Origin of the sequence: Escherichia sp. E2661 (genome assembly GCF_004745185.1) — a bacterium.
Lineage (GTDB): Bacteria > Pseudomonadota > Gammaproteobacteria > Enterobacterales > Enterobacteriaceae > Escherichia.
This window is the reverse complement of the sequence record NZ_PDIG01000037.1, coordinates 259,798-279,871: the sequence shown is the minus strand read 5'-3', so window position 1 is coordinate 279,871 and position 20,074 is coordinate 259,798. Positions and strand designations below refer to the sequence as shown.

Annotated in this window: 22 protein-coding genes and 2 pseudogenes; 12 read left to right on the top strand and 12 right to left on the bottom strand. The window is 49.9% G+C overall.

Features of this window, described 5'->3' with window-relative positions:
* Nucleotides 1-88: 88 nt before the first annotated feature.
* Both dgcJ and yeaK read left to right on the top strand, forming a co-directional pair.
* On the top strand, nt 89-1,579 hold the full coding sequence (gene dgcJ / locus CRI63_RS20470) for a diguanylate cyclase DgcJ (RefSeq protein ID WP_130208727.1): 1,491 nt from the start codon (nt 89-91) through the stop codon (nt 1,577-1,579).
* A 42-nt stretch (nt 1,580-1,621) separates the two neighbouring features.
* Nucleotides 1,622-2,125, top strand: coding sequence for a mischarged aminoacyl-tRNA deacylase (gene yeaK, locus CRI63_RS20465; protein WP_135520581.1), 504 nt, complete (start codon nt 1,622-1,624; stop codon nt 2,123-2,125).
* Here the strand turns inward: yeaK and yoaI are convergent, their stop codons facing one another.
* Nucleotides 2,126-2,230, bottom strand: coding sequence for a small membrane protein YoaI (gene yoaI / locus CRI63_RS20460; protein ID WP_130218789.1), 105 nt, complete (start codon nt 2,228-2,230; stop codon nt 2,126-2,128). It abuts the gene before it with no gap.
* Nucleotides 2,231-2,399: 169 nt separating this feature from the next.
* Here yoaI and CRI63_RS20455 point away from each other — a divergent pair, with 169 nt between their 5' ends.
* Together CRI63_RS20455 and CRI63_RS20450 are read left to right on the top strand one after the other, a co-directional pair.
* Nucleotides 2,400-2,846 (top strand): DUF441 domain-containing protein, encoded by a 447-nt coding sequence (locus CRI63_RS20455; RefSeq protein ID WP_130223473.1) that lies wholly within the window; start codon nt 2,400-2,402, stop codon nt 2,844-2,846.
* Nucleotides 2,847-2,927: 81 nt separating this feature from the next.
* Nucleotides 2,928-3,275, top strand: coding sequence for a DUF488 domain-containing protein (locus tag CRI63_RS20450; RefSeq protein ID WP_130257685.1), 348 nt, complete (start codon nt 2,928-2,930; stop codon nt 3,273-3,275).
* A gap of 21 nt (nt 3,276-3,296) precedes the next feature.
* On the opposite strand, the gene CRI63_RS20445 is transcribed toward CRI63_RS20450, so the two are convergent.
* Nucleotides 3,297-3,551 (bottom strand): DUF333 domain-containing protein, encoded by a 255-nt coding sequence (locus CRI63_RS20445; protein WP_130218784.1) that lies wholly within the window; start codon nt 3,549-3,551, stop codon nt 3,297-3,299.
* 184 nt (nt 3,552-3,735) lie between these two features.
* Here CRI63_RS20445 and CRI63_RS20440 point away from each other — a divergent pair.
* The 3 genes and pseudogenes from CRI63_RS20440 to yoaJ all read left to right on the top strand — a co-directional run bounded on the left by CRI63_RS20440 (nt 3,736) and on the right by yoaJ (nt 4,968).
* A pseudogene (locus CRI63_RS20440) lies at nt 3,736-4,760 on the top strand (sensor domain-containing diguanylate cyclase).
* Between the two features lie 32 nt (nt 4,761-4,792).
* Complete coding sequence (locus tag CRI63_RS20435; RefSeq protein ID WP_001219350.1) at nt 4,793-4,891, top strand: YoaK family small membrane protein; 99 nt, start codon at nt 4,793-4,795, stop codon at nt 4,889-4,891.
* Between the two features lie 2 nt (nt 4,892-4,893).
* Nucleotides 4,894-4,968 carry a protein YoaJ gene (gene yoaJ, locus CRI63_RS20430; protein ID WP_001386836.1) on the top strand — a complete coding sequence of 25 codons (75 nt, stop codon included), beginning with the start codon at nt 4,894-4,896 and terminating at the stop codon, nt 4,966-4,968.
* 59 nt (nt 4,969-5,027) lie between these two features.
* On the opposite strand, the gene CRI63_RS20425 is transcribed toward yoaJ, so the two are convergent.
* From CRI63_RS20425 to dmlR, 5 genes are all read right to left on the bottom strand, one after another.
* Nucleotides 5,028-5,276 (bottom strand): GlsB/YeaQ/YmgE family stress response membrane protein, encoded by a 249-nt coding sequence (locus tag CRI63_RS20425; RefSeq protein ID WP_064529219.1) that lies wholly within the window; start codon nt 5,274-5,276, stop codon nt 5,028-5,030.
* 149 nt (nt 5,277-5,425) lie between these two features.
* Complete coding sequence (locus CRI63_RS20420) at nt 5,426-5,608, bottom strand: DUF1869 domain-containing protein (protein WP_064529220.1); 183 nt, start codon at nt 5,606-5,608, stop codon at nt 5,426-5,428.
* Between the two features lie 3 nt (nt 5,609-5,611).
* Nucleotides 5,612-5,962 carry a DUF1971 domain-containing protein YeaR gene (gene yeaR / locus CRI63_RS20415; RefSeq protein WP_240725503.1) on the bottom strand — a complete coding sequence of 117 codons (351 nt, stop codon included), beginning with the start codon at nt 5,960-5,962 and terminating at the stop codon, nt 5,612-5,614.
* A 181-nt stretch (nt 5,963-6,143) separates the two neighbouring features.
* Nucleotides 6,144-6,782, bottom strand: a complete 639-nt coding sequence (leuE, locus tag CRI63_RS20410; RefSeq protein ID WP_130208404.1) for a leucine efflux protein LeuE — start codon at nt 6,780-6,782, stop codon at nt 6,144-6,146.
* 126 nt (nt 6,783-6,908) lie between these two features.
* Nucleotides 6,909-7,832 (bottom strand): DNA-binding transcriptional regulator DmlR, encoded by a 924-nt coding sequence (dmlR, locus tag CRI63_RS20405; protein ID WP_135520579.1) that lies wholly within the window; start codon nt 7,830-7,832, stop codon nt 6,909-6,911.
* A gap of 102 nt (nt 7,833-7,934) precedes the next feature.
* On the opposite strand from dmlR, the gene dmlA reads away from it, so the two are divergent.
* The 4 genes from dmlA (at nt 7,935) to yeaX (ending at nt 13,058) form a co-directional block, all read left to right on the top strand.
* Nucleotides 7,935-9,020: a multifunctional D-malate/3-isopropylmalate/tartarate dehydrogenase gene (gene dmlA, locus CRI63_RS20400; protein ID WP_135385906.1), complete on the top strand. Its 1,086-nt coding sequence runs from the start codon at nt 7,935-7,937 to the stop codon at nt 9,018-9,020.
* A gap of 250 nt (nt 9,021-9,270) precedes the next feature.
* Nucleotides 9,271-10,881, top strand: a complete 1,611-nt coding sequence (gene yeaV / locus CRI63_RS20395; protein WP_130257680.1) for a BCCT family transporter YeaV — start codon at nt 9,271-9,273, stop codon at nt 10,879-10,881.
* A 31-nt stretch (nt 10,882-10,912) separates the two neighbouring features.
* Complete coding sequence (yeaW, locus tag CRI63_RS20390; RefSeq protein ID WP_000067822.1) at nt 10,913-12,037, top strand: carnitine monooxygenase, oxygenase subunit YeaW; 1,125 nt, start codon at nt 10,913-10,915, stop codon at nt 12,035-12,037.
* A 55-nt stretch (nt 12,038-12,092) separates the two neighbouring features.
* Nucleotides 12,093-13,058, top strand: coding sequence for a carnitine monooxygenase reductase subunit YeaX (yeaX, locus tag CRI63_RS20385; RefSeq protein ID WP_135520577.1), 966 nt, complete (start codon nt 12,093-12,095; stop codon nt 13,056-13,058).
* A gap of 41 nt (nt 13,059-13,099) precedes the next feature.
* On the opposite strand, the pseudogene rnd reads toward yeaX, so the two are convergent.
* The 5 genes and pseudogenes from rnd to CRI63_RS20360 form a co-directional block, all read right to left on the bottom strand.
* Nucleotides 13,100-14,214: pseudogene (gene rnd, locus CRI63_RS20380) on the bottom strand (ribonuclease D).
* Nucleotides 14,215-14,296: 82 nt separating this feature from the next.
* Entirely contained in the window at nt 14,297-15,982 is a 1,686-nt protein-coding gene (gene fadD, locus CRI63_RS20375) for a long-chain-fatty-acid--CoA ligase FadD (RefSeq protein WP_130218771.1), read from the bottom strand.
* Between the two features lie 204 nt (nt 15,983-16,186).
* Nucleotides 16,187-16,768, bottom strand: coding sequence for a Slp family lipoprotein YeaY (gene yeaY / locus CRI63_RS20370; RefSeq protein ID WP_130218769.1), 582 nt, complete (start codon nt 16,766-16,768; stop codon nt 16,187-16,189).
* A gap of 38 nt (nt 16,769-16,806) precedes the next feature.
* Entirely contained in the window at nt 16,807-17,502 is a 696-nt protein-coding gene (gene tsaB / locus CRI63_RS20365; RefSeq protein ID WP_135520575.1) for a tRNA (adenosine(37)-N6)-threonylcarbamoyltransferase complex dimerization subunit type 1 TsaB, read from the bottom strand.
* Nucleotides 17,503-17,559: 57 nt separating this feature from the next.
* A complete protein-coding gene (locus CRI63_RS20360; RefSeq protein WP_135385903.1) occupies nt 17,560-19,470 on the bottom strand; it encodes an ATP-dependent DNA helicase in 1,911 nt (636 codons plus the stop codon).
* A gap of 131 nt (nt 19,471-19,601) precedes the next feature.
* Between CRI63_RS20360 and CRI63_RS20355 the strand changes: the two genes are divergently transcribed.
* On the top strand, nt 19,602-19,946 hold the full coding sequence (locus CRI63_RS20355) for a RidA family protein (RefSeq protein WP_130223696.1): 345 nt from the start codon (nt 19,602-19,604) through the stop codon (nt 19,944-19,946).
* Nucleotides 19,947-20,074 lie beyond the last annotated feature (128 nt).

Sequence of the window (20,074 nt, the reverse complement as noted above, 5' to 3'; positions counted from 1 at the left end):
GATGAGTATAATTAGCGCCCCTGTGCCAGGCCGCAATCGAACTTTAACTGGTTTTCTCATTTCACTAACCGAAGGAGTGCCATTTATCATGAAATTGCACCATAGAATGCTCCGGCATTTTATCGCCGCAAGTGTCATTGTGCTGACATCTTCCTTCCTTATTTTTGAACTTGTCGCCAGCGACAGAGCGATGAGCGCCTACTTGCGCTATATCGTCCAGAAAGCGGATTCCTCCTTTCTCTATGATAAGTATCAAAATCAGAGTATTGCCGCACATGTCATGCGCGCACTTGCTGCTGAGCAGTCAGAGGTGTCGCCAGAACAGCGACGTGCTATCTGCGAGGCTTTTGAAACGGCCAATAATACTCATGGATTAAATCTGACGGCCCATACTTATTCTGGCTTACGCGGGACATTACAGAGCGCATCCGATGACTGTGACACAATTGTGGAAGCAGCGGCGCTATTACCCGCATTTGATCAAGCGGTGGAAGGTAATCGCCATCAAGATGAGTATGGTTCCGGTCTTGGGATGGCCGAAGAGAAATTTCACTATTATCTCGATCTCAATGACCGCTATGTCTATTTTTATGAGCCAGTCAATGTTGAATACTTCGCCATGAATAACTGGTCGTTTTTGCAATCAGGAAGCATTGGCATTAACCGTAAAGATATTGAAAAGGTGTTTACCGGTCGCACCGTGTTATCGAGCATTTACCAGGATCAGCGTACCAAACAGAATGTGATGAGCTTGCTGACGCCGGTTTATCTCGCGGGTCAACTTAAAGGGATTGTGCTGCTGGATATCAATAAAAACAATCTGCGGAATATCTTTTACACTCATGACCGCCCTCTCCTCTGGCGTTTTCTCAATGTTACGCTTACCGATGTAGATTCGGGCCGAGACATTATTATCAACCAGAGTGAAGACAATCTATTTCAGTATGTCAGTTATGTCCATGACTTGCCTGGCGGAATTCGCGTCACATTATCCATTGATATTCTTTACTTTATTACATCTTCATGGAAAAGCGTTGTCTTCTGGCTGCTGACGGCACTGATATTACTGAATATGGTACGCATGCACTTCCGCTTGTACCAAAACGTGACTCGCGAAAATATTAGCGATGCGATGACCGGATTGTATAACCGCAAAATATTGACTCCTGAGTTGCAGCAACGCTTGCAACGCCTGGTTCAGGCAGGTTCTGCAGTCATGTTCATTGCTATTGACATGGACAAGTTAAAACAAATTAACGACACACTGGGTCATCAGGAAGGTGATTTAGCGATTACTTTATTAGCACAGGCGATTAAACAGTCGATTCGTAAAAGTGATTATGCTATCCGTCTCGGCGGTGATGAATTTTGCATCATCCTGGTCGATTCGACGCCACAAATTGCTGCGCAATTGCCTGAACGTATTGAAAAACGCCTGCAACACATCGCGCCGCAGAAAGAGATCGGCTTCTCTTCCGGTATTTACGCGATGAAAGAAACCGATACGATCCATGATGCTTATAAAGCTTCCGATGAACGTCTGTATGTCAATAAACAGAACAAAAACAGCAGTTCATGATAATCTTCTGTGGTTGTTTAGTTATAAATCCAGGAGCGTGAAATGACTGAAGTGGCTAAAGGAAGCGTGACGCATCAGCGCTTAATCGCTTTATTATCACAAGAAGGCGCTAACTTCCGCATCGTCACCCACGAAGCTGTGGGCAAATGTGAAGCGGTGTCAGAAATTCGCGGCACCGCTTTGGGCCAGGGCGCCAAGGCGCTGGTGTGTAAAGTCAAAGGTAATGGCGTTAATCAACATGTATTAGCGATACTCCCTGCCGATCAACAGGCCGATCTGAGCCAACTCGCCAGTCACATTGGCGGGTTACGCGCCTCGCTTGCCAGCCCGGCAGAGGTCGATGAACTCACGAACTGCGTTTTTGGCGCTATCCCACCTTTCAGCTTTCACCCCAAACTCAAACTGGTCGCCGACCCACTACTCTTCGAGCGATTCGATGAAATTGCCTTCAATGCGGGCATGCTGGATAAATCAGTTATTCTTAACACCGCAGATTATTTACGTATTGCGCAACCAGAGCTGGTCCATTTCCGCCGCACAGTATAACTAGCTGGTCCGTTCAAGTAGCAAAACTGACAGCACCAGCACAACCGCAATGGCAAAAAACGATGACGTGATAATCAGTGTCTCAATGAACATTTGATCGTTCATGGTTTTACCCCTGGAGATAACTGTTTTCACGTTATTGTTAGCGTACGCAAATGGCAGTTTGATGACAATTCTCCCTATTTTTTATGCAAAAAGTGTAATTAATGTCTGATTCCTGCCCTCAGCAAGCGTAAAGTACAGGGGATAATTATTTTTTGGCAAGGAAACCACGATGTTTGATGTCACTTTGTTAATCCTCCTCGGATTAGCTGCGCTGGGCTTCATCAGCCACAACACCACTGTCGCCGTTTCAATTCTGGTGTTGATCATTGTCCGCGTCACACCGTTGAGCACCTTTTTCCCCTGGATTGAAAAACAAGGGTTGAGCATCGGGATAATTATTCTCACCATCGGTGTTATGGCCCCAATCGCCAGCGGGACGCTGCCCCCGTCAACACTTGTTCACTCGTTTCTGAACTGGAAATCATTAGTCGCGATTGCCGTAGGCGTCATTGTTTCCTGGCTTGGCGGACGCGGCGTCACGTTAATGGGTAGTCAACCACAACTGGTCGCCGGATTGCTGATGGGTACGGTTTTGGGCGTAGCGCTTTTTCGCGGTGTGCCCGTCGGTCCGCTTATTGCTGCTGGCCTGGTTTCGCTGATTATTGGTAAGCAGTAATTTTTGCCGCAGCCGCCATAAGCATAAAAACAAAGTGCTATAGTGGCGTGGCAATGTTGCGTGAAAGGGAGAACAAACACGATGAATATTCAGTGTAAACGCGTCTATGATGCGGCTGAACAAGGCGATGGTTATCGCGTACTGGTCGATCGTCTCTGGCCGCGTGGTATCAAGAAAACAGATTTAGCACTTGATGAATGGGACAAAACCATCACGCCTTCAACAGAACTACGCAAAGCCTTTCACGGCGAAGTGATCGATTTTGAAACCTTTCGCGAACAATATCTTGCAGAACTGGCGCAGCATGAGCAAGAAGGGAAACGACTGGCGGATATTGCCCGCCAGCAGACACTAACCCTACTCTATTCGGCAAAAAATACCACGCAAAACCATGCACTGGTGCTGGCCGATTGGCTACGCAGTTTGTGATTCCAGCCCGGCATCCGGTTGTTATTTTCTATCAGCCGGATGATCCCTCCGCCATAATGCCCATTCATCAATCGTTTCACCACCCGGTAATTTGCAATTGTTGCTGACCCCTTGCGCTGTTTGCACCGGAATGAGCGCACCTCCCTTTTGCTGGCAGTAGACCGATGCAGGATTAGCCATTCCAACATGTGGTGGTTTAGGCGCATCGGGTTGAGAAGCGGTTGAACACCCCGCCAGGACTAACAGGCAAGGTAGAGCAAAACGGATAACTTTCATATAGTGATCTCTCTCGTTTATCTACACTTTAGAGTATCGCGGTATCGTTATGTTTTGCAGCACTATTTCTTTTACATTCATTCAAAATATATTACGTCTGGTTTCATCTTTGTTGATGATGTTTTATCATGCCTGCAAAGATTAAATATTCAGCATTTTACCTACCACCACCTGGAGTTCTTTCGTGTCAGATCAGATCATTGCCCGCGTCTCGCAGTCACTCGCCTCGGAACAGTCTCTGGAAAGTCTGGTCCGGCAACTTCTGGAGATGCTGGAAATGGTTACCGACATGGAGTCGACGTATCTGACAAAAGTGGATATTGACGCGCGCCTGCAACACATTTTGTATGCCCGTAATAGCCAAAAAATGCACATCCCGGAGAATTTTACCGTTTCCTGGGATCACTCATTGTGCAAACGCGCAATTGATGAGAACTGTTTTTTCAGCGATGAAGTCCCTGACCGTTGGGGCGACTGCATTGCGGCACGCAATCTTGGGATCACGACATTTCTGAGCACACCGATTCACTTACCGGATGGCTCATTCTACGGCACGCTTTGCGCCGCCAGCAGCGAGAAACGCCCGTGGAGCGAACGTGCAGAGCAAGTTTTGCAGTTATTCGCCGGGCTTATTACACAATACATCCAAAAAGAGGCGCTGGTTGAGCAATTGCGTGAAGCTAATGCGGCGTTGATTGCGCAATCCTATACTGACTCTTTGACGGGACTGCCGAATCGAAGGGCAATTTTTGATAATCTGACGACACTTTTTTCTCTCGCGCGGCATCTGAAGCGTAAAGCAATTATTGCCTTTATCGATCTGGATAACTTCAAATTAATCAATGACCGTTTTGGTCATAATAGCGGCGATCTGTTTCTCATTCAGGTTGGCCAGCGCCTTAACACACTACATCAGAATAGCGAGATTATTGGTCGTCTCGGCGGTGATGAATTTTTGGTCGCTTCGCTGGCCGATGAAAATGCCGATATCCCGTCATTGCGTGAGCGTATTCAGCAGCAAATACGCGGTGAATATCACTTAGGTGATGTTGACTTGTTTTATCCTGGCGCCAGCTTGGCATTATTGAAGTGGATCCTGAAACAACCGATGCCGACAGCGCCCTGCATGCCGCCGATATTGCAATGTACCAGGAGAAAAAACACAAAGAGAAAAAGCCTTTTGTCGCGCATTCAGCTCTGGATTCCTGAGGCGTATTCACATCCTTTTGATTGGTGATAACATGCGAATCGGTATTATTTTCCCTGTCGTAATCTTTATTACGGCAGTCGTATTTTTAGCGTGGTTTTTTATTGGCGGCTATGCTGCCCCAGGAGCATAAAGATGAAAAAAACAACGATTATTATGATGGGTGTTGCGATTATTGTCGTCCTCGGTACCGAGCTAGGGTGGTGGTAACACTGCACCTGTAAAAATAGCAAAGGCTGCGAAAAAGCAGCCTTTGTTTTATTTCAGCGTTAGCTTTTGACTTTTCTGTAGATAAACAGCACGACAAGCGCACCGATCACCGCAACCACGAAGCTGCCAAAGTTGAAGCCATCGACTTTACCAAAACCAAACAGTGTACTGATCCATCCGCCGACCACGGCGCCGACAATCCCCAACAGGATAGTCATGAAGAATCCACCACCATCTTTACCTGGCATAATCCACTTAGCCAGAATACCTGCAATAAGCCCAAAAATAATCCATGACAGAATGCCCATTTTATCCTTCCTTATCTGTTTTGTATTAGCGAGTTGGTCGCTAATAAAAAGCATAGCACAACATCAAAGAAGTAAAAAATTGTGATGGGCATCACGCATATTTTTTTTGCGATGACGCATAAAATGGCGCAATTTTCTATCAGGTAAAATTACCAGCCACAAACATCATGTTCGTTTTCTGTGTCATAAGAGCGCACCGTGTTAACAAGATCTTTTAGCACTTCCGCCGCAACTTCTGGCACCAGCAATGTCATCGGTGTCTCTGTTTCATAATCAACAGAGACACCATTACTGTTATTGGTGACGGTTACGGTATACGTTGCTTTGCCCATAATTCATCTCCCGGTATGAATGACTTTCCGTTGTTTTGCGCCTTCCATCAGGACTTCAGGGGCAACGAAGAAGTCGATGTTGAAATAAGTATCGTCAGTCATGGCTTCAATGTTGTGCCATTTTTCCGGCGGGAACACCGCAAATTGCCCTGCTTCGATAAGGATCACCTGATCAGGTTCTGTGCTGTGTTCATCAGCATAGCCGAGATATTTGACCGCCCCATGCATAACGGACAATCGAGGGTAAACCCCGGGACGAGTTCCTTTATCAAGATGACGTTCGAATATTCCGGCAGGTGCGGTTTGTTTATTCCAGAAAGGTGTTGAGCGTGTATGAATGTAATTCTGTGGGATTTGTAGCATCCTTCTCCCTCCTTCGGTAAATGCGCTGAAAACCGTTTACTCCAGCCGTTTCAGGGTACGCCTGATAATTTGCATTTTAAATACCATTTATTGGTTACTTTTTAGCACCGTGTCAACGTCCAGTCGCGGTAGCGTTCAGGAGGGAAGCCCGCGGTATCGCGGGCGGAAAGCATTAAGATTGCAGCGTCGCCAGTCGAGCGGCAAAACCAACAAACATCAAACCAATCAGAGAGTTACCTAGTTTTGCCAGTTTCTTTTTAGTGCGAATGTACTGCGTGACAAAGGCGCCGGAAATAATCAGAAAGCTCAAATAACAGAAGCTGACTATCTCAAGTGTCATCGCCAGAATAAAGAACGAAATACCCGTATGTGGCGCATTAACGTCGATAAATTGCACGAAAAATGACACGTAGAATAAAATAGCTTTCGGGTTGGTCAGGCTCAATATTAAGGCGCGCTTGAAAATAGCGCCATATTGCGGTTCATCCGATTTGGCCTCGCTATTGTTGCCCTTCAGGGTGGCGTAAAGAATTTTACCCCCAAGATAGAGCAAATAAAACGCGCCAAGATAACGTACGATGTTGAATAATATCGGTGTGGTCTTAATCAACGTTGCCACACCTGCCCACGCCAGAAACATTAATACCGCATCACCAATAAATACGCCGCAGGCTGCAAGATAACCACCTTTCACTCCACTGCTGACGCTATTTTTAAGCACAAACAAAGTATTCGGCCCAGGCACCAGCACGATAAAAATGGCCCCAACCAGATAGGTCCAGTAATTCAGAACCCCATATTCAGCGAACACGTTAACCTCTTTAATTTTCTTTGGGAAATGCGCGATTAAAGGTGAATATGCTAACCAATCTGTAGTGGCTTAGAAAGGAGAAAATCAGGTTTTAACCTGATAATAACCCGATAATTGAATCATTAATCAGGCGTGATCCAGTGAAAAACCCGGGTAGTGTTCGGCAAAATACTGGCGTAAAAACTCTACCGTTATCCGCACCTTCGCTGATGTTGCCAGCCTGGATACATACACCGCCCAGACATTCGCGGGCTGATAATACTCTGGTAGTACCTGCACCAAATGGCCACTGGCAATATTTTCGCTGACATCCCACCAGGAGCGCAGCGCAATACCCTGACCATCGAGACACCATTGATGCACTATTTCACCATGATTAGACGACAGCGGGCCGGTGACTTTAATGGCGTGGTTTCCTTCTTTATTGCGCAATTGCCAGACGCCAAATGGATGATCGCGCTCTTTTATAACCAGACAAGGTAACGCTGAAAGGTCCGTGAAATGTTTCGGCGCACCATGTTGTGCAATAAATTCCGGCGACGCGCAGAGGATACGGTAATTGGTCGCCAGTTTGCGGGCGATTAAGTTAGGTGCAATGTCATCACCAATACGAATATCGAGATCGACGCCTTCATTAACCAGGTCGACCAGTCTGTCTTCCACGTCAAAGCGTAATTCCAGTTGCGGATAAGCCTTTGCCAGCGCCGATAATGCCGGAGCAACAACTCTCCGTCCAAACCCAAAACTACTGATAACACGCAACATCCCTTGTGGCACGAGGCGCACGTCGGAGAGTTCATCCATCATCTGCCCGACATCCTGCAATATGCGCTGCGCCCACTCATAAATCCGCTCACCTTCTTCGGTGATCGTCACGCGACGAGTGGTGCGGTGTAATAACACCACGTTCAGCGTTTGTTCCAGTAAGGCGATACGCTTGCTAACGAAAGCCGGAGAAACACCCATTTCTTCTGCTACAGCAGCAAAACCAGCCCGGCGAGCCACCAGCATAAAGACGCGCAAATCGTTCAGCAGCGGTAAATTATTCATGATTCGTGTTTTATGTTTCACCAGTTGCGGGGATTAATTCCTTTTCAGTCAATTATAGGATGAGGGTATTGTCAATTTTGATGGTCAGGAAGTGAGAACCCAATGATGAAAACGTTTCGGATCGCTGCAATACCCGGGGATGGAATCGGCAAAGAAGTCCTTCCTGAAGGGATTCGTGTGTTACAGGCTGCCGCTGAACGCTGGGGCTTCGCCTTAAGCTTTGAGCAGATGGAGTGGGCAAGTTGCGAATATTACAGCCATCACGGCAAAATGATGCCGGACGACTGGCATGAACAACTCAGCAGTTTCGACGCTATCTACTTTGGTGCTGTCGGCTGGCCGGATACCGTTCCGGACCATATTTCGTTATGGGGATCGCTGCTGAAATTTCGCCGTGAATTTGACCAATACGTTAACCTGCGTCCGGTCCGCCTCTTTCCTGGCGTACCTTGCCCACTGGCGGGGAAACAGCCTGGCGATATCGATTTTTACGTAGTGCGCGAGAACACAGAAGGCGAATACTCGTCTCTGGGTGGACGGCTAAACGAAGGAACGGAGCATGAGGTTGTCATCCAGGAATCGGTATTTACCCGCCGTGGCGTCGACCGTATTTTGCGTTATGCCTTTGAACTTGCACAAAGCCGCCCACGTAAGACGCTAACTTCTGCCACCAAATCTAACGGTTTAGCCATCAGCATGCCGTACTGGGATGAGCGCGTGGAAGCAATGGCAGAAAATTACCCGGCGATCCGCTGGGACAAGCAGCATATTGATATTCTCTGCGCGCGCTTTGTGATGCAACCAGAACGTTTTGACGTGGTGGTGGCATCCAATTTGTTTGGCGATATCCTTTCCGATCTTGGCCCGGCCTGCACCGGCACCATCGGCATTGCCCCATCCGCCAACCTGAATCCGGAACGTACTTTTCCGTCGCTCTTCGAGCCTGTCCACGGTTCCGCGCCGGATATCTACGGGAAAAATATTGCTAACCCTATCGCCACGATTTGGGCCGGTGCAATGATGCTCGATTTCCTCGGCAATGGCGATGAGCGTTTCCAGCAAGCGCATAACGGTATTCTGGCAGCGATTGAAGAAGTGATTGCTCACGGGCCGAAAACACCCGATATGAAAGGCAATGCCACCACACCACAGGTTGCCGACGCGATTTGCAAAATTATTTTGCGTTAAGGTCAAACCAGTTTATTTGAACCGCGTCACTGACGCGGTTTTTTTATTCATTCTCTTCAGTAAATAACCTGCGTCATTTCACCTTTTATTGTTTCCGTTTCGTGTTTTATGGCTTTCCGTATTCTTAATTGTTTAATTTATGTAACATGCAAATAATCAATTTGTTAAACACAACATGCAATTCATTACCCTGCACATAATTACAACTGGCAAAAGCCAGAGACGGGCTTTTATGCCCAGGAGATGACTCATGATGAGCAATGTTAAGAAAAAAGATGTGCCGCTGATAAGCATCAGTCTGGTGGCCATTCTTTTCATCGCAGCTGCATTAAGCCTTTTCCCACAACAATCGGCCGACGCGGCCAACGCAATATTCACTTTTGTCACGCGTACGTTAGGTTCCGCCGTACAGGTATTGGTTTTGCTGGCAATGGGACTGGTGATTTATTTAGCCACCAGTAAATACGGCAATATTCGTCTTGGCGAAGGAAAACCGGAATACAGCACGCTCTCCTGGCTGTTTATGTTTATTTGTGCCGGTTTAGGTTCTTCTACGCTTTATTGGGGGGTTGCTGAGTGGGCCTATTATTATCAAACGCCTGGTTTAAATATCGCGCCGCGTTCACAACAGGCACTCGAATTTAGCGTTCCCTACTCCTTCTTCCATTGGGGAATCAGCGCGTGGGCAACCTATACGCTGGCCTCATTAATCATGGCTTACCACTTCCATGTGCGGAAAAATAAGGGGCTGAGCCTTTCCGGCATTATTGCTGCTATTACCGGCATTCGCCCGCAAGGTCCGTGGGGAAAACTGGTCGATTTGATGTTTCTGATCGCCACTGTCGGCGCACTGACTATTTCCCTGGTCGTCACCGCCGCAACTTTTACTCGTGGTCTTTCCGCGCTGACCGGTTTACCGGATAACTTTACCGTACAGGCTTTTGTTATCCTGCTTTCCGGCGGTATTTTTTGCCTTAGCTCGTGGATTGGTATCAACAACGGTTTGCAACGTCTGAGCAAAATGGTCGGCTGGGGCGCCTTCCTGCTGCCATTGCTGGTTCTGATTGTCGGCCCAACCGAATTTATTACCAACAGCATCATCAATGCCATCGGCCTGACCACGCAAAACTTCCTGCAAATGAGCTTATTTACCGATCCGCTTGGCGATGGTTCATTTACCCGCAACTGGACCGTTTTCTACTGGCTGTGGTGGATCTCATACACGCCCGGTGTGGCAATGTTTGTCACCCGCGTTTCGCGCGGTCGTAAGATTAAAGAAGTTATCTGGGGACTGATCCTCGGCAGCACCGTCGGTTGCTGGTTCTTCTTTGGTGTAATGGAAAGCTATGCCATTCATCAGTTTATCAATGGCGTAATCAACGTCCCACAGGTGCTGGAAACACTGGGCGGTGAAACTGCCGTTCAACAAGTTCTGATGTCGTTGCCAGCCGGTAAATTGTTCCTCGCCGCATACCTGGGCGTGATGATTATTTTCCTTGCCTCGCATATGGATGCGGTGGCCTACACCATGGCGGCGACCAGTACGCGAAATCTCCAGGAAGGTGACGATCCTGACCGTGGGCTGCGTCTTTTCTGGTGCGTGGTGATCACACTGATCCCGCTTTCAATTCTGTTCACCGGCGCGTCGCTGGAAACGATGAAAACCACCGTCGTGCTCACAGCCCTTCCCTTCCTTGTCATTTTACTGGTGAAAGTCGGCGGATTTCTTCGCTGGCTGAAACAGGATTACGCCGACATTCCGGCTCATCAAGTTGAACATTATCTCCCGCAGACACCGGTTGAAGCCCCGGAAAAAACGCCAGTGCTCCCTGCGGGAACCGTATTCAAAGGCGACAACTGAGCGCCATCATCCTAACGATAAAGGTATCCCTATGAGCAATCTGAGCCCTGACTTTGTACTACCCGAAAATTTTTGCGCTAACCCGCAAGAGGCGTGGACCATTCCTGCCCGTTTTTATACCGATCAGAACGCCTTTGAACACGAAAAAGAGAACGTCTTCGCTAAAAGCTGGATTTGCGTCGCCCACAGCAGCGAACTGGCGAATGCTAATGATTACGTGACGCGTGAGATCATTGGCGAAAGCATCGTGCTGGTACGCGGTCGTGATAAGGTTTTGCGCGCGTTCTATAACGTGTGTCCGCACCGTGGTCATCAGTTGTTGAGCGGTGAAGGAAAAGCAAAAAATGTGATTACCTGCCCATATCACGCATGGGCATTCAAACTCGATGGCAACCTGGCCCACGCACGTAACTGTGAAAACGTCGCCAATTTCGATAGCGACAAAGCGCAACTGGTTCCGGTGCGTCTGGAAGAATATGCTGGATTCGTCTTCATCAACATGGACCCCAACGCCACCAGCGTAGAAGATCAGTTACCCGGTCTGGGCGCGAAAGTGCTGGAAGCCTGCCCGGAAGTCCACGACCTGAAACTGGCGGCCCGCTTTACCACCCGCACGCCTGCCAACTGGAAGAACATTGTCGATAACTATCTCGAGTGCTATCACTGTGGTCCGGCGCATCCAGGTTTCTCCGACTCCGTTCAGGTTGATCGTTACTGGCACACCATGCACGGTAACTGGACGCTGCAATACGGTTTCGCCAAACCGTCCGAACAGTCGTTTAAATTTGAAGAGGGTACGGATGCGGCATTCCACGGTTTCTGGCTGTGGCCGTGCACTATGCTGAACGTCACACCGATCAAAGGGATGATGACGGTCATTTATGAATTCCCGGTGGATTCTGAAACTACCCTGCAAAACTACGATATTTACTTCACCAATGAAGAGTTAACCGACGAGCAAAAATCGCTGATTGAGTGGTATCGCGATGTATTCCGTCCGGAGGATTTGCGTCTGGTTGAAAGCGTACAGAAAGGGCTGAAATCGCGTGGCTATCGTGGTCAGGGGCGCATCATGGCCGACAGTAGCGGTAGCGGGATTTCCGAACACGGTATCGCCCACTTCCATAATCTGCTGGCGCAGGTGTTTAAGGACTAATGACATCGGCGGCGGTCTATTCCGCCGCCGGGCTGATTTTTGATGGAGTACAGCAATGTCAGACTATCAAATGTTTGAAGTACAGGTGAGTCAGGTGGAACTGCTTACCGAAGAGGTGAAACGCTTCACGCTGGTGGCAACCGATGGCAAACCGCTGCCTGCGTTCAACGGTGGAAGTCACGTCATTGTGCAGATGAGCGATGGTGATAACCAGTACAGCAATGCGTATTCACTGCTGAGTTCGCCGCTCGATACAACTCATTATCAGATTGCCGTTCGACTGGAAGAAAACTCGCGCGGTGGTTCGCGCTTTTTGCATCAGCAGGTGAAAGCAGGCGATCGGTTGACCATTTCGACGCCTAATAATCTGTTTGCGCTAATTCCCTCGGCCAGAAAGCATCTGTTTATCGCGGGCGGTATTGGTATCACCCCTTTCCTGTCGCACATGGCAGAGTTGCAACACAGCGACGTCGACTGGCAGCTGCATTACTGCTCGCGAAATCCAGAAAGCTGCGCATTTCGTGATGAGCTAGTCCAACATCCGCAGGCTGAGAAAATCCATTTGCATCACTCATCGACCGGAACGCGACTTGAATTAGCGCGATTATTGGCGGATATCGAACCTGGCACACACGTTTATACCTGTGGCCCCGAGGCGCTAAATGAAGCGGTAAGAAGTGAAGCTGCACGTCTGGACATCGCCGCCGATACGCTGCACTGTGAGCAGTTTGCTATTGAAGACAAAACCGGCGATGCGTTTACACTGGTGCTCGCCCGTTCCGGTAAAGAGTTTGTGGTGCCGGAAGAGATGACCATTTTGCAGGTTATTGAAAATAATAAAGCGGCAAAAGTGGAATGTTTATGTCGTGAAGGGGTATGCGGGACCTGCGAAACAGCGATTCTGGAAGGTGAAGCTGACCATCGGGACCAGTATTTCAGCGATGAAGAACGCGCCAGCCAGCAAAGTATGTTGATCTGTTGTTCACGCGCGAAGGGTAAACGCCTGGTGTTAGATTTGTAGTTTGTCTGAAGCCGGACGCACCTGTCCGGCTCAGGAAGGTTTTACTGCGGATATTCCTGCAATAAATTGTGCAACGCTTCTGCCATCAGCTCACCGCGCCAGCCGGAAATCAGCTCGGGCAAATTGTTCTGCGGTTTCAGTTTCCAGTGCCAGTTCAGCAGTTGGTTGATTTGCCGACGCGATGCCAGCAACTCGGCGCTGATCTTGTGCGTTTCGCTCACGTCAGTGATCAGCGACTTAATCGCTTTAAACGCCTTGCGATAACCGGGCATGTCCATCAGGTTTGACATTGGCTGCGGTAACGCCTCTTCCGGTAATGCCTGCGCTTTCTCCACCAGCGCAAGCAGCGTTTTTCCGTGGAAGCGGATTTCGCTACCGGATAAACCCAGACTGTCCAGCTCGCCCAGACTCCCCGGCATATAACGCGCAACCGACCACAAATGCTCTTCACGCACGACAAAGTTCACCGCCAGATCGCGCTCCCGCGCCTTACGCAGGCGCCAGTCGGCTAACAGTTGCAGACAGGCCAGTTGGCGTGTACGTAATTGCCAGGCATTGGTGATATCACGCCATGCATCTTCCGGCGCAACGACTTCCTGACGACGCATTTGCATCAGGCGGCACTCATCCAGCGCCGCAGGTAACCAGCCAGAGGCTTCCGTTTCTACCATTAGCTTTGCGGTGATCGGTAATAAATACCAGACGTCCGCCGCTGCGTATTCACACTGACGTTCGGTTAGCGGTCTTGCCAACCAGTCGGTGCGCGATTCGCTCTTGTCGAGCGTAACGCCGGTGTACTCTTCCACCATGGAAGCGAAACCCCACGACATCGGGCGTCCGCAGAAAGCAGCGAGGATTTGCGTGTCAATCAGGGGATGTGGCAATTCACCAAACGTGTTGAGGAACACTTCCAGATCTTCACTGCCCGCATGGAGAAATTTAGTGATGGACGGATCGCGCAGGATCGCTTTCAGCGGTGACCAGTCGGTGATCCCGAGTGGATCGATTAGCGCCAGATGCTCGCCATCGAAAAGTTGAATCAACCCCAGCTGCGGGTAATAAGTGCGCGTACGAACAAATTCAGTATCCAGGCTATCGCCGGAAAGGCACGGACGGCTTCACACAAAGAAGCCAGCGCATCGTCCGTGGTAATCATTTGGTAATTCAAATTGTATTCTCTTTAGTGGGCGTCAAAAAAAAACGCCGGATTAACCGGCGTCTGACGACTGACTTAACGCTCAGGCTTTATTGTCCACTTTGCCGCGCGCTTCGTCACGTAATTCTCGTCGCAAAATTTTTCCGACGTTAGATTTCGGTAACTCATCACGAAACTCCACCAGCTTCGGTACTTTGTAGCCCGTGAGCTGACGGCGACAAAAGGTCACCAGTGACTCTTCGGTAAGCGATGGATCTTTTTTCACTACGAAGATTTTCACCGCTTCACCACTGGAGCCGGAAGGTACGCCAACAGCCGCGACTTCCTGTACGCCAGGGTGCTGCATGACGACATCTTCAATCTCGTTGGGATAAACGTTAAAACCGGAAACCAGAATCATGTCTTTTTTGCGATCGACAATACGCAGGAATCCTTCTTCATCCATCACCGCGATGTCGCCAGTGTGTAACCAGCCATTTTTGATGATCTCATCGGTAGCATCCGGACGCTGCCAGTACCCCAGCATCACCTGCGGTCCTTTGACACAAAGCTCACCCGGTTGACCCGGTGGTACTTCGTTGTCGTCGTCATCCACCAGTTTGGCTTCCGTCGACGGTACCGGCAAACCGATGCTACCGCTATGATAATCAATATCATACGGGTTAACGCTGACCAGCGGCGCGCACTCGGTCAGGCCATAACCTTCCAGCAGATACTGTCCGGTCAGTTTCACCCAGCGTTCTGCCACCACTTGCTGAACAGGCATCCCACCGCCAGCGGAAAGATGCAGACTGGAGAAATCCAGCTGCTGGAACTCTTTATTGTTCAGCAACGCATTGAACAAGGTGTTTACGCCGGTGATAGCGGTAAACGGATATTTCGCCAGCTCTTTCACCAGCCCCGGAATATCACGTGGGTTAGTAATAAGCAGGTTCTGCCCGCCGAGTTCGATAAACAGCAGACAGTTAATGGTCAACGCAAAAATGTGATAGAGCGGCAGTGCCGTTACTACCAGTTCTTTACCTGGATGCAGCAACGGCCCATAGGTGGCGTTGACCTGTTCCAGGTTCGCCAGCATATTGCGGTGAGTCAGCATCGCGCCTTTCGCCACACCTGTGGTGCCGCCGGTGTATTGCAGGAAAGCTAAATCTTCCGGCACCAGTTCGGGTTTGACGTACTGCATCCGGTAGCCGTTATGCAGGGCGCTACGAAATGAAATGGCATCTGGCAGATGGTATTTCGGCACCAGACGCTTGATGTATTTAACAACGAAGTTAACCAGTGTGCCTTTCGCTGTGGAAAGCTGATCGCCCATACGGGTCAGGATAACGTGCTGAACGGCGGTTTTATCAACCACTTTTTCCAGAGTGTGGGCAAAGTTAGACACAATGACAATCGCCGATGCGCCGCTGTCATTGAGCTGATGCTCAAGCTCGCGTGGGGTATACAACGGGTTGACGTTTACGACAATCATCCCGGCGCGCAAAATGCCGAACAGCGCCACTGGATATTGCAATAAGTTAGGCATCATCAGCGCAACGCGATCGCCCTTTTTAAGACCCAGCCCTTGTTGCAAATAAGCGGCAAACGCGCGACTGCGCTCTTCCAGCTTGCGGAAGGTCATGACCTCCCCCATATTCATAAACGCGGGCTGATCGGCGTAGCGCGTGACCGACTGCTCAAACATATCTACCAGAGATTGATAACGGTCAGGGTTGATCTCCGTCGGAACGTCCGCGGGATAACGGTTAAGCCAAACCTTCTTCAATTCTTCACCTCTAAAATGCGTGTTCGTCGTCATCGCAACCCCAAGTGATAAACATGTTGTTAACATAATATTAACTCATCTTACCAGCTTGATAATTACCCAACGAAAAGGTTGCGAAGCGCGTCACTATTTATTTTTATCTTTACTGTAAGAATGCAGAAACAGCGGACCAGCCGCTGTTTCTTTTTCTTTAAAAACAAGCAATTATTCAGTTACAACTGTTTGTACTCTCGCGGGACCTGGATTATACCAGCCCCATCCGCCGTAGCCATAGGGCCAGCCTCGCCCACCATAAAACCAGGGATCAATCGGCTGTGGTGGCATAATCACCTGCTGGGTTAAATGCCAACGTTTGTAGCCCGTTGCCTGCATTACCATAAATTTATATGGCGTGTTGCCAATTTTTCCGTCAACCGTACCGGTGATTGGCCCGACAACTGTCACCAGCTGGCCTCGGAAATCGACCGGATCAAGAAAACCATTCACATCGGCATAAATGCGCCCACGCGACGGTTCTCCCAGCGTCGGTCTTGCTCCGCTGTCGAGTGGTACAGTGGCAATTTCCAGGCGGGTTTTCCCTTGCTGGTTTTGCACCGCAACCACTTTACCGCCAAATCGAGCTTCCTGACCAACGTACAGCTGCGGCGCATTCATCACCCGAACTAAATCTTGTTGCGGCGTTGGGCTACTGCCTTTAATGGCGTCCGGCACAGTGACACAACCGCTCAGTATCAGCGCAAACGTACCTGCCAGTATGCCTTTGATAACATTGTTTTGAACCGCCATGATGCGACTCCTTTTTTCTCAGGGCATACTCTTAAGATTCATTCTTTGCCCGGAAGTTTCTTCCACGCGACGTTGTTACGCAAATAAACCGGCTCGGCATTTTCCACCGCCACCGTTTTACCCTCGGCAAACATCTGACAGGCAATCGGCAGCATATCTTCTGCAGCGGGCAGTAACACTTCGCCATCGCGCAAAACCAGCCCGCGTTCTTTACCGAGATCCGGCCAGGCTTGCCAGCCCGTCCCTACCGTTACCCATTCACCGGAAAGCTGTTGCATCCGTTCATGAACGAGTTCTGGTTTGAGTACGGCTTCGGTTTCTTCACCGTGCCAGACACCGTTTTCATCACGCTGATATTCGGCCCAGTAAACTTCGCCCATTCGCGCGTCAATGGCTGCCAGTACGCGGGTTGCGCCAGTTTTGCGCCATGCTCCTTGCGCCATTGTCATTAGCGTGGAGACGCCAATCATCGGTAGCTCCGCACCAAGTGCCAGCCCTTGCGCAATGCCAATACCAATGCGCACGCCGGTAAAACTACCGGGGCCGCGCCCGTAAGCCAGAGCGTTAATATCAGTCAGGGAAGTTCCGCTGGTGGTCAGGATATCCTGCACCATCGGTAAGATTCGTTGAGTATGTTCACGAGGGCAAAGCTCAAAATGAGCGTTGACAGTACCGTCGTTCCACAGGGCGACAGAGCAGGCCTCTGTCGCGGTATCGATAGCCAGAATTCGCATGGGTCTTCGTGCTTAGATCAATAAAAAGGCGCGCATCATACCATACTCCATCACAAATTACCTGGAGGATGGTATCGCAAGGAAACGAACCGCACGGGCAATATCACGGGTACGCGGCGCGGGCGGCAGGCTGGCAAGAAAAGTGGCGCCATAAGGGCGCATCACCAGCCGATTGTCGCAAATCACCAGCACGCCGCGATCGTCGGCGTCGCGAATCAGTCGCCCTACTCCCTGTTTGAGAGTAATGACGGCATCCGGTAGTTGCACTTCATCGAACGGGTCGCCACCGCGCAAACGGCAATCTTCCATGCGCGCTTTTAACAGCGGGTCATCCGGCGAGGTAAACGGCAACTTGTCGATAATCACCAATGACAATGTATCGCCACGCACGTCCACCCCTTCCCAGAAACTACTGGTTGCCACAAGAAGCGCGTTACCGGCACTGACAAATTGCTGCAACAGTTGCCCTTTGCTGGTTTCCCCCTGCAACAATACGGGAAGCGTCATGGTAGCGCGGAACTGCTCAGCCAGATCGCGCATCATGGCGTGCGAGGTACAAAGCATAAAGCAACGACCGTTGTTAGCTTCGATGATCGGTCGCAGCATTGCCGCTAACTGGCGAGCAGAACCTGGCTGGTTGGTTTGCGGCAGATTGCGCGGCACACAGAGTAACGCCTGGCGGCTGTAATCAAAGGGGCTTGGCAACAGCAACGACTCCGCCTGTTCGATACCAAGCCGCGAGGTGAAATGATGCAGATCGTCATTCACCGACAACGTTGCCGAGGTAAAGATCCAGCTTCCGGGCTTTTGTTCCATTAATTCTTTGAATTTATCCGCCACGCTGAGCGGCGTCAACGCGAGAGTGAAATGGCGCGAAGTGCATTCGTACCAGTAGCTGTAGCCTGGTTGGTTGATCTCTTTTAGCCGCTTCAGACGTGTACGATATAACGTGGCGCGTTCAAATGCCGCATCCAGCAAGGCGGAACGCCCCAGCGACAATTTCGCCACGTCGTAACAGAGTTCAAGGGTGTCATCGAGCAGTAAAAACGCCCGCTGAATTTGCGGATTGGCTAACAGTTCGCGCAGATTACCGCGATAACCTGGCTCGCCGAGTTGCAGACGAAAATCCTGCGCGCTCTGGGCAAGACGGTCGGCGCATTTTTGTAACTGTTGAGTGTCTTTTAATTCGGTGCGATAGGCGATGGTGATGTCTTTTGCCAGATCGAGCAGTTGTCGGCTGGAGAGCGACTGCCCAAAGTACTGGCTGGCAATGTCCGGCAGCTGGTGGGCTTCGTCGAAGATCATCACGTCTGCTTCCGGGATCAGTTCGCCAAATCCACTTTCTTTAACCACCATATCCGCCAGAAACAGATGATGGTTCACCACAACCACATCAGCATCCATCGCTTTTTTACGCGCTTTAACCACAAAGCAATCTTTATACATTGGGCAGTCGCTGCCAAGACAGTTGTCGTTGGTGCTGGTGACTAGCGGCCACGCCTGTGAATCTTCCGCCACGCTAACGCAGGTGCTGATATCGCCATCGACTGTTTGATTAGACCAGGAGCGCAGGAGGATCACATCGCTTAAGGTTTGTACTGGCAAATCTCCGCCCGCCAGCGCCTGCTGTTCAAGTCGTTCGAGGCAGAGGTAGTTTGAGCGCCCTTTCAGCAACGCCACATTGCCCGTGTATTTCAATGCCTTTGAGACCGTTGGCAAATCGCGGCTGTAGAGCTGATCCTGCAACGCTTTTGAGCCGGTCGAGATGATGACTTTCTTTTTCGCCCGCAGCGCAGGAGCCAGGTAAGCGTAGGTTTTGCCCGTACCGGTTCCTGCTTCCACCACCAGCGGCTGGCCTTTTTCTATCGCCTGGGTGACGGCTACCGCCATCTGTCGCTGTGGTTCTCGCGGCTTAAAGCCTGGTATCGCTTTCGCCAGTTGACCGTCTGGTGCAAAATCGTCCGTCACACTACCCCCTGTTGATTTGAACAGGGATTATGTCAGGCCAGGCTGGTTTTCGCCAGTTGAAGTGGTGACGGCAACCTCACATTGTGGCAGTCTTTGCAGCACAAAAATGGAAAGTTAATGAGGACATAATGATGACTATCGTTCGTATCGACGCTGAAACCCGCTGGTCTGATGTGGTGATCCACAACAACACGCTCTACTACACTGGCGTACCAGAAAACCTCGATGCCGATGCTTTTGAACAAACCGCCAACACGCTGGCGCAAATTGACGCCGTGCTGGAAAAACAGGGCAGCAATAAATCGAGCATTCTGGATGCCACCATTTTCCTTGCCGATAAAAACGACTTTGCGGCAATGAATAAAGCGTGGGATGCCTGGGTTGTAGCGGGTCACGCGCCGGTGCGCTGCACGGTGCAGGCGGGGCTGATGAATCCGCAGTACAAGGTTGAAATTAAGATTATCGCTGCGGTTTAATTCCAGAAAAAGAATTCTATCAAAGTAAAAATCAGACGATAATTGTTCGAAAATACTGGTCGGTTATAAACAAATCGGCCAGTGTTTAAGAGGATACTTTAGATAAATAATGAAATCCGTCAGGTAAC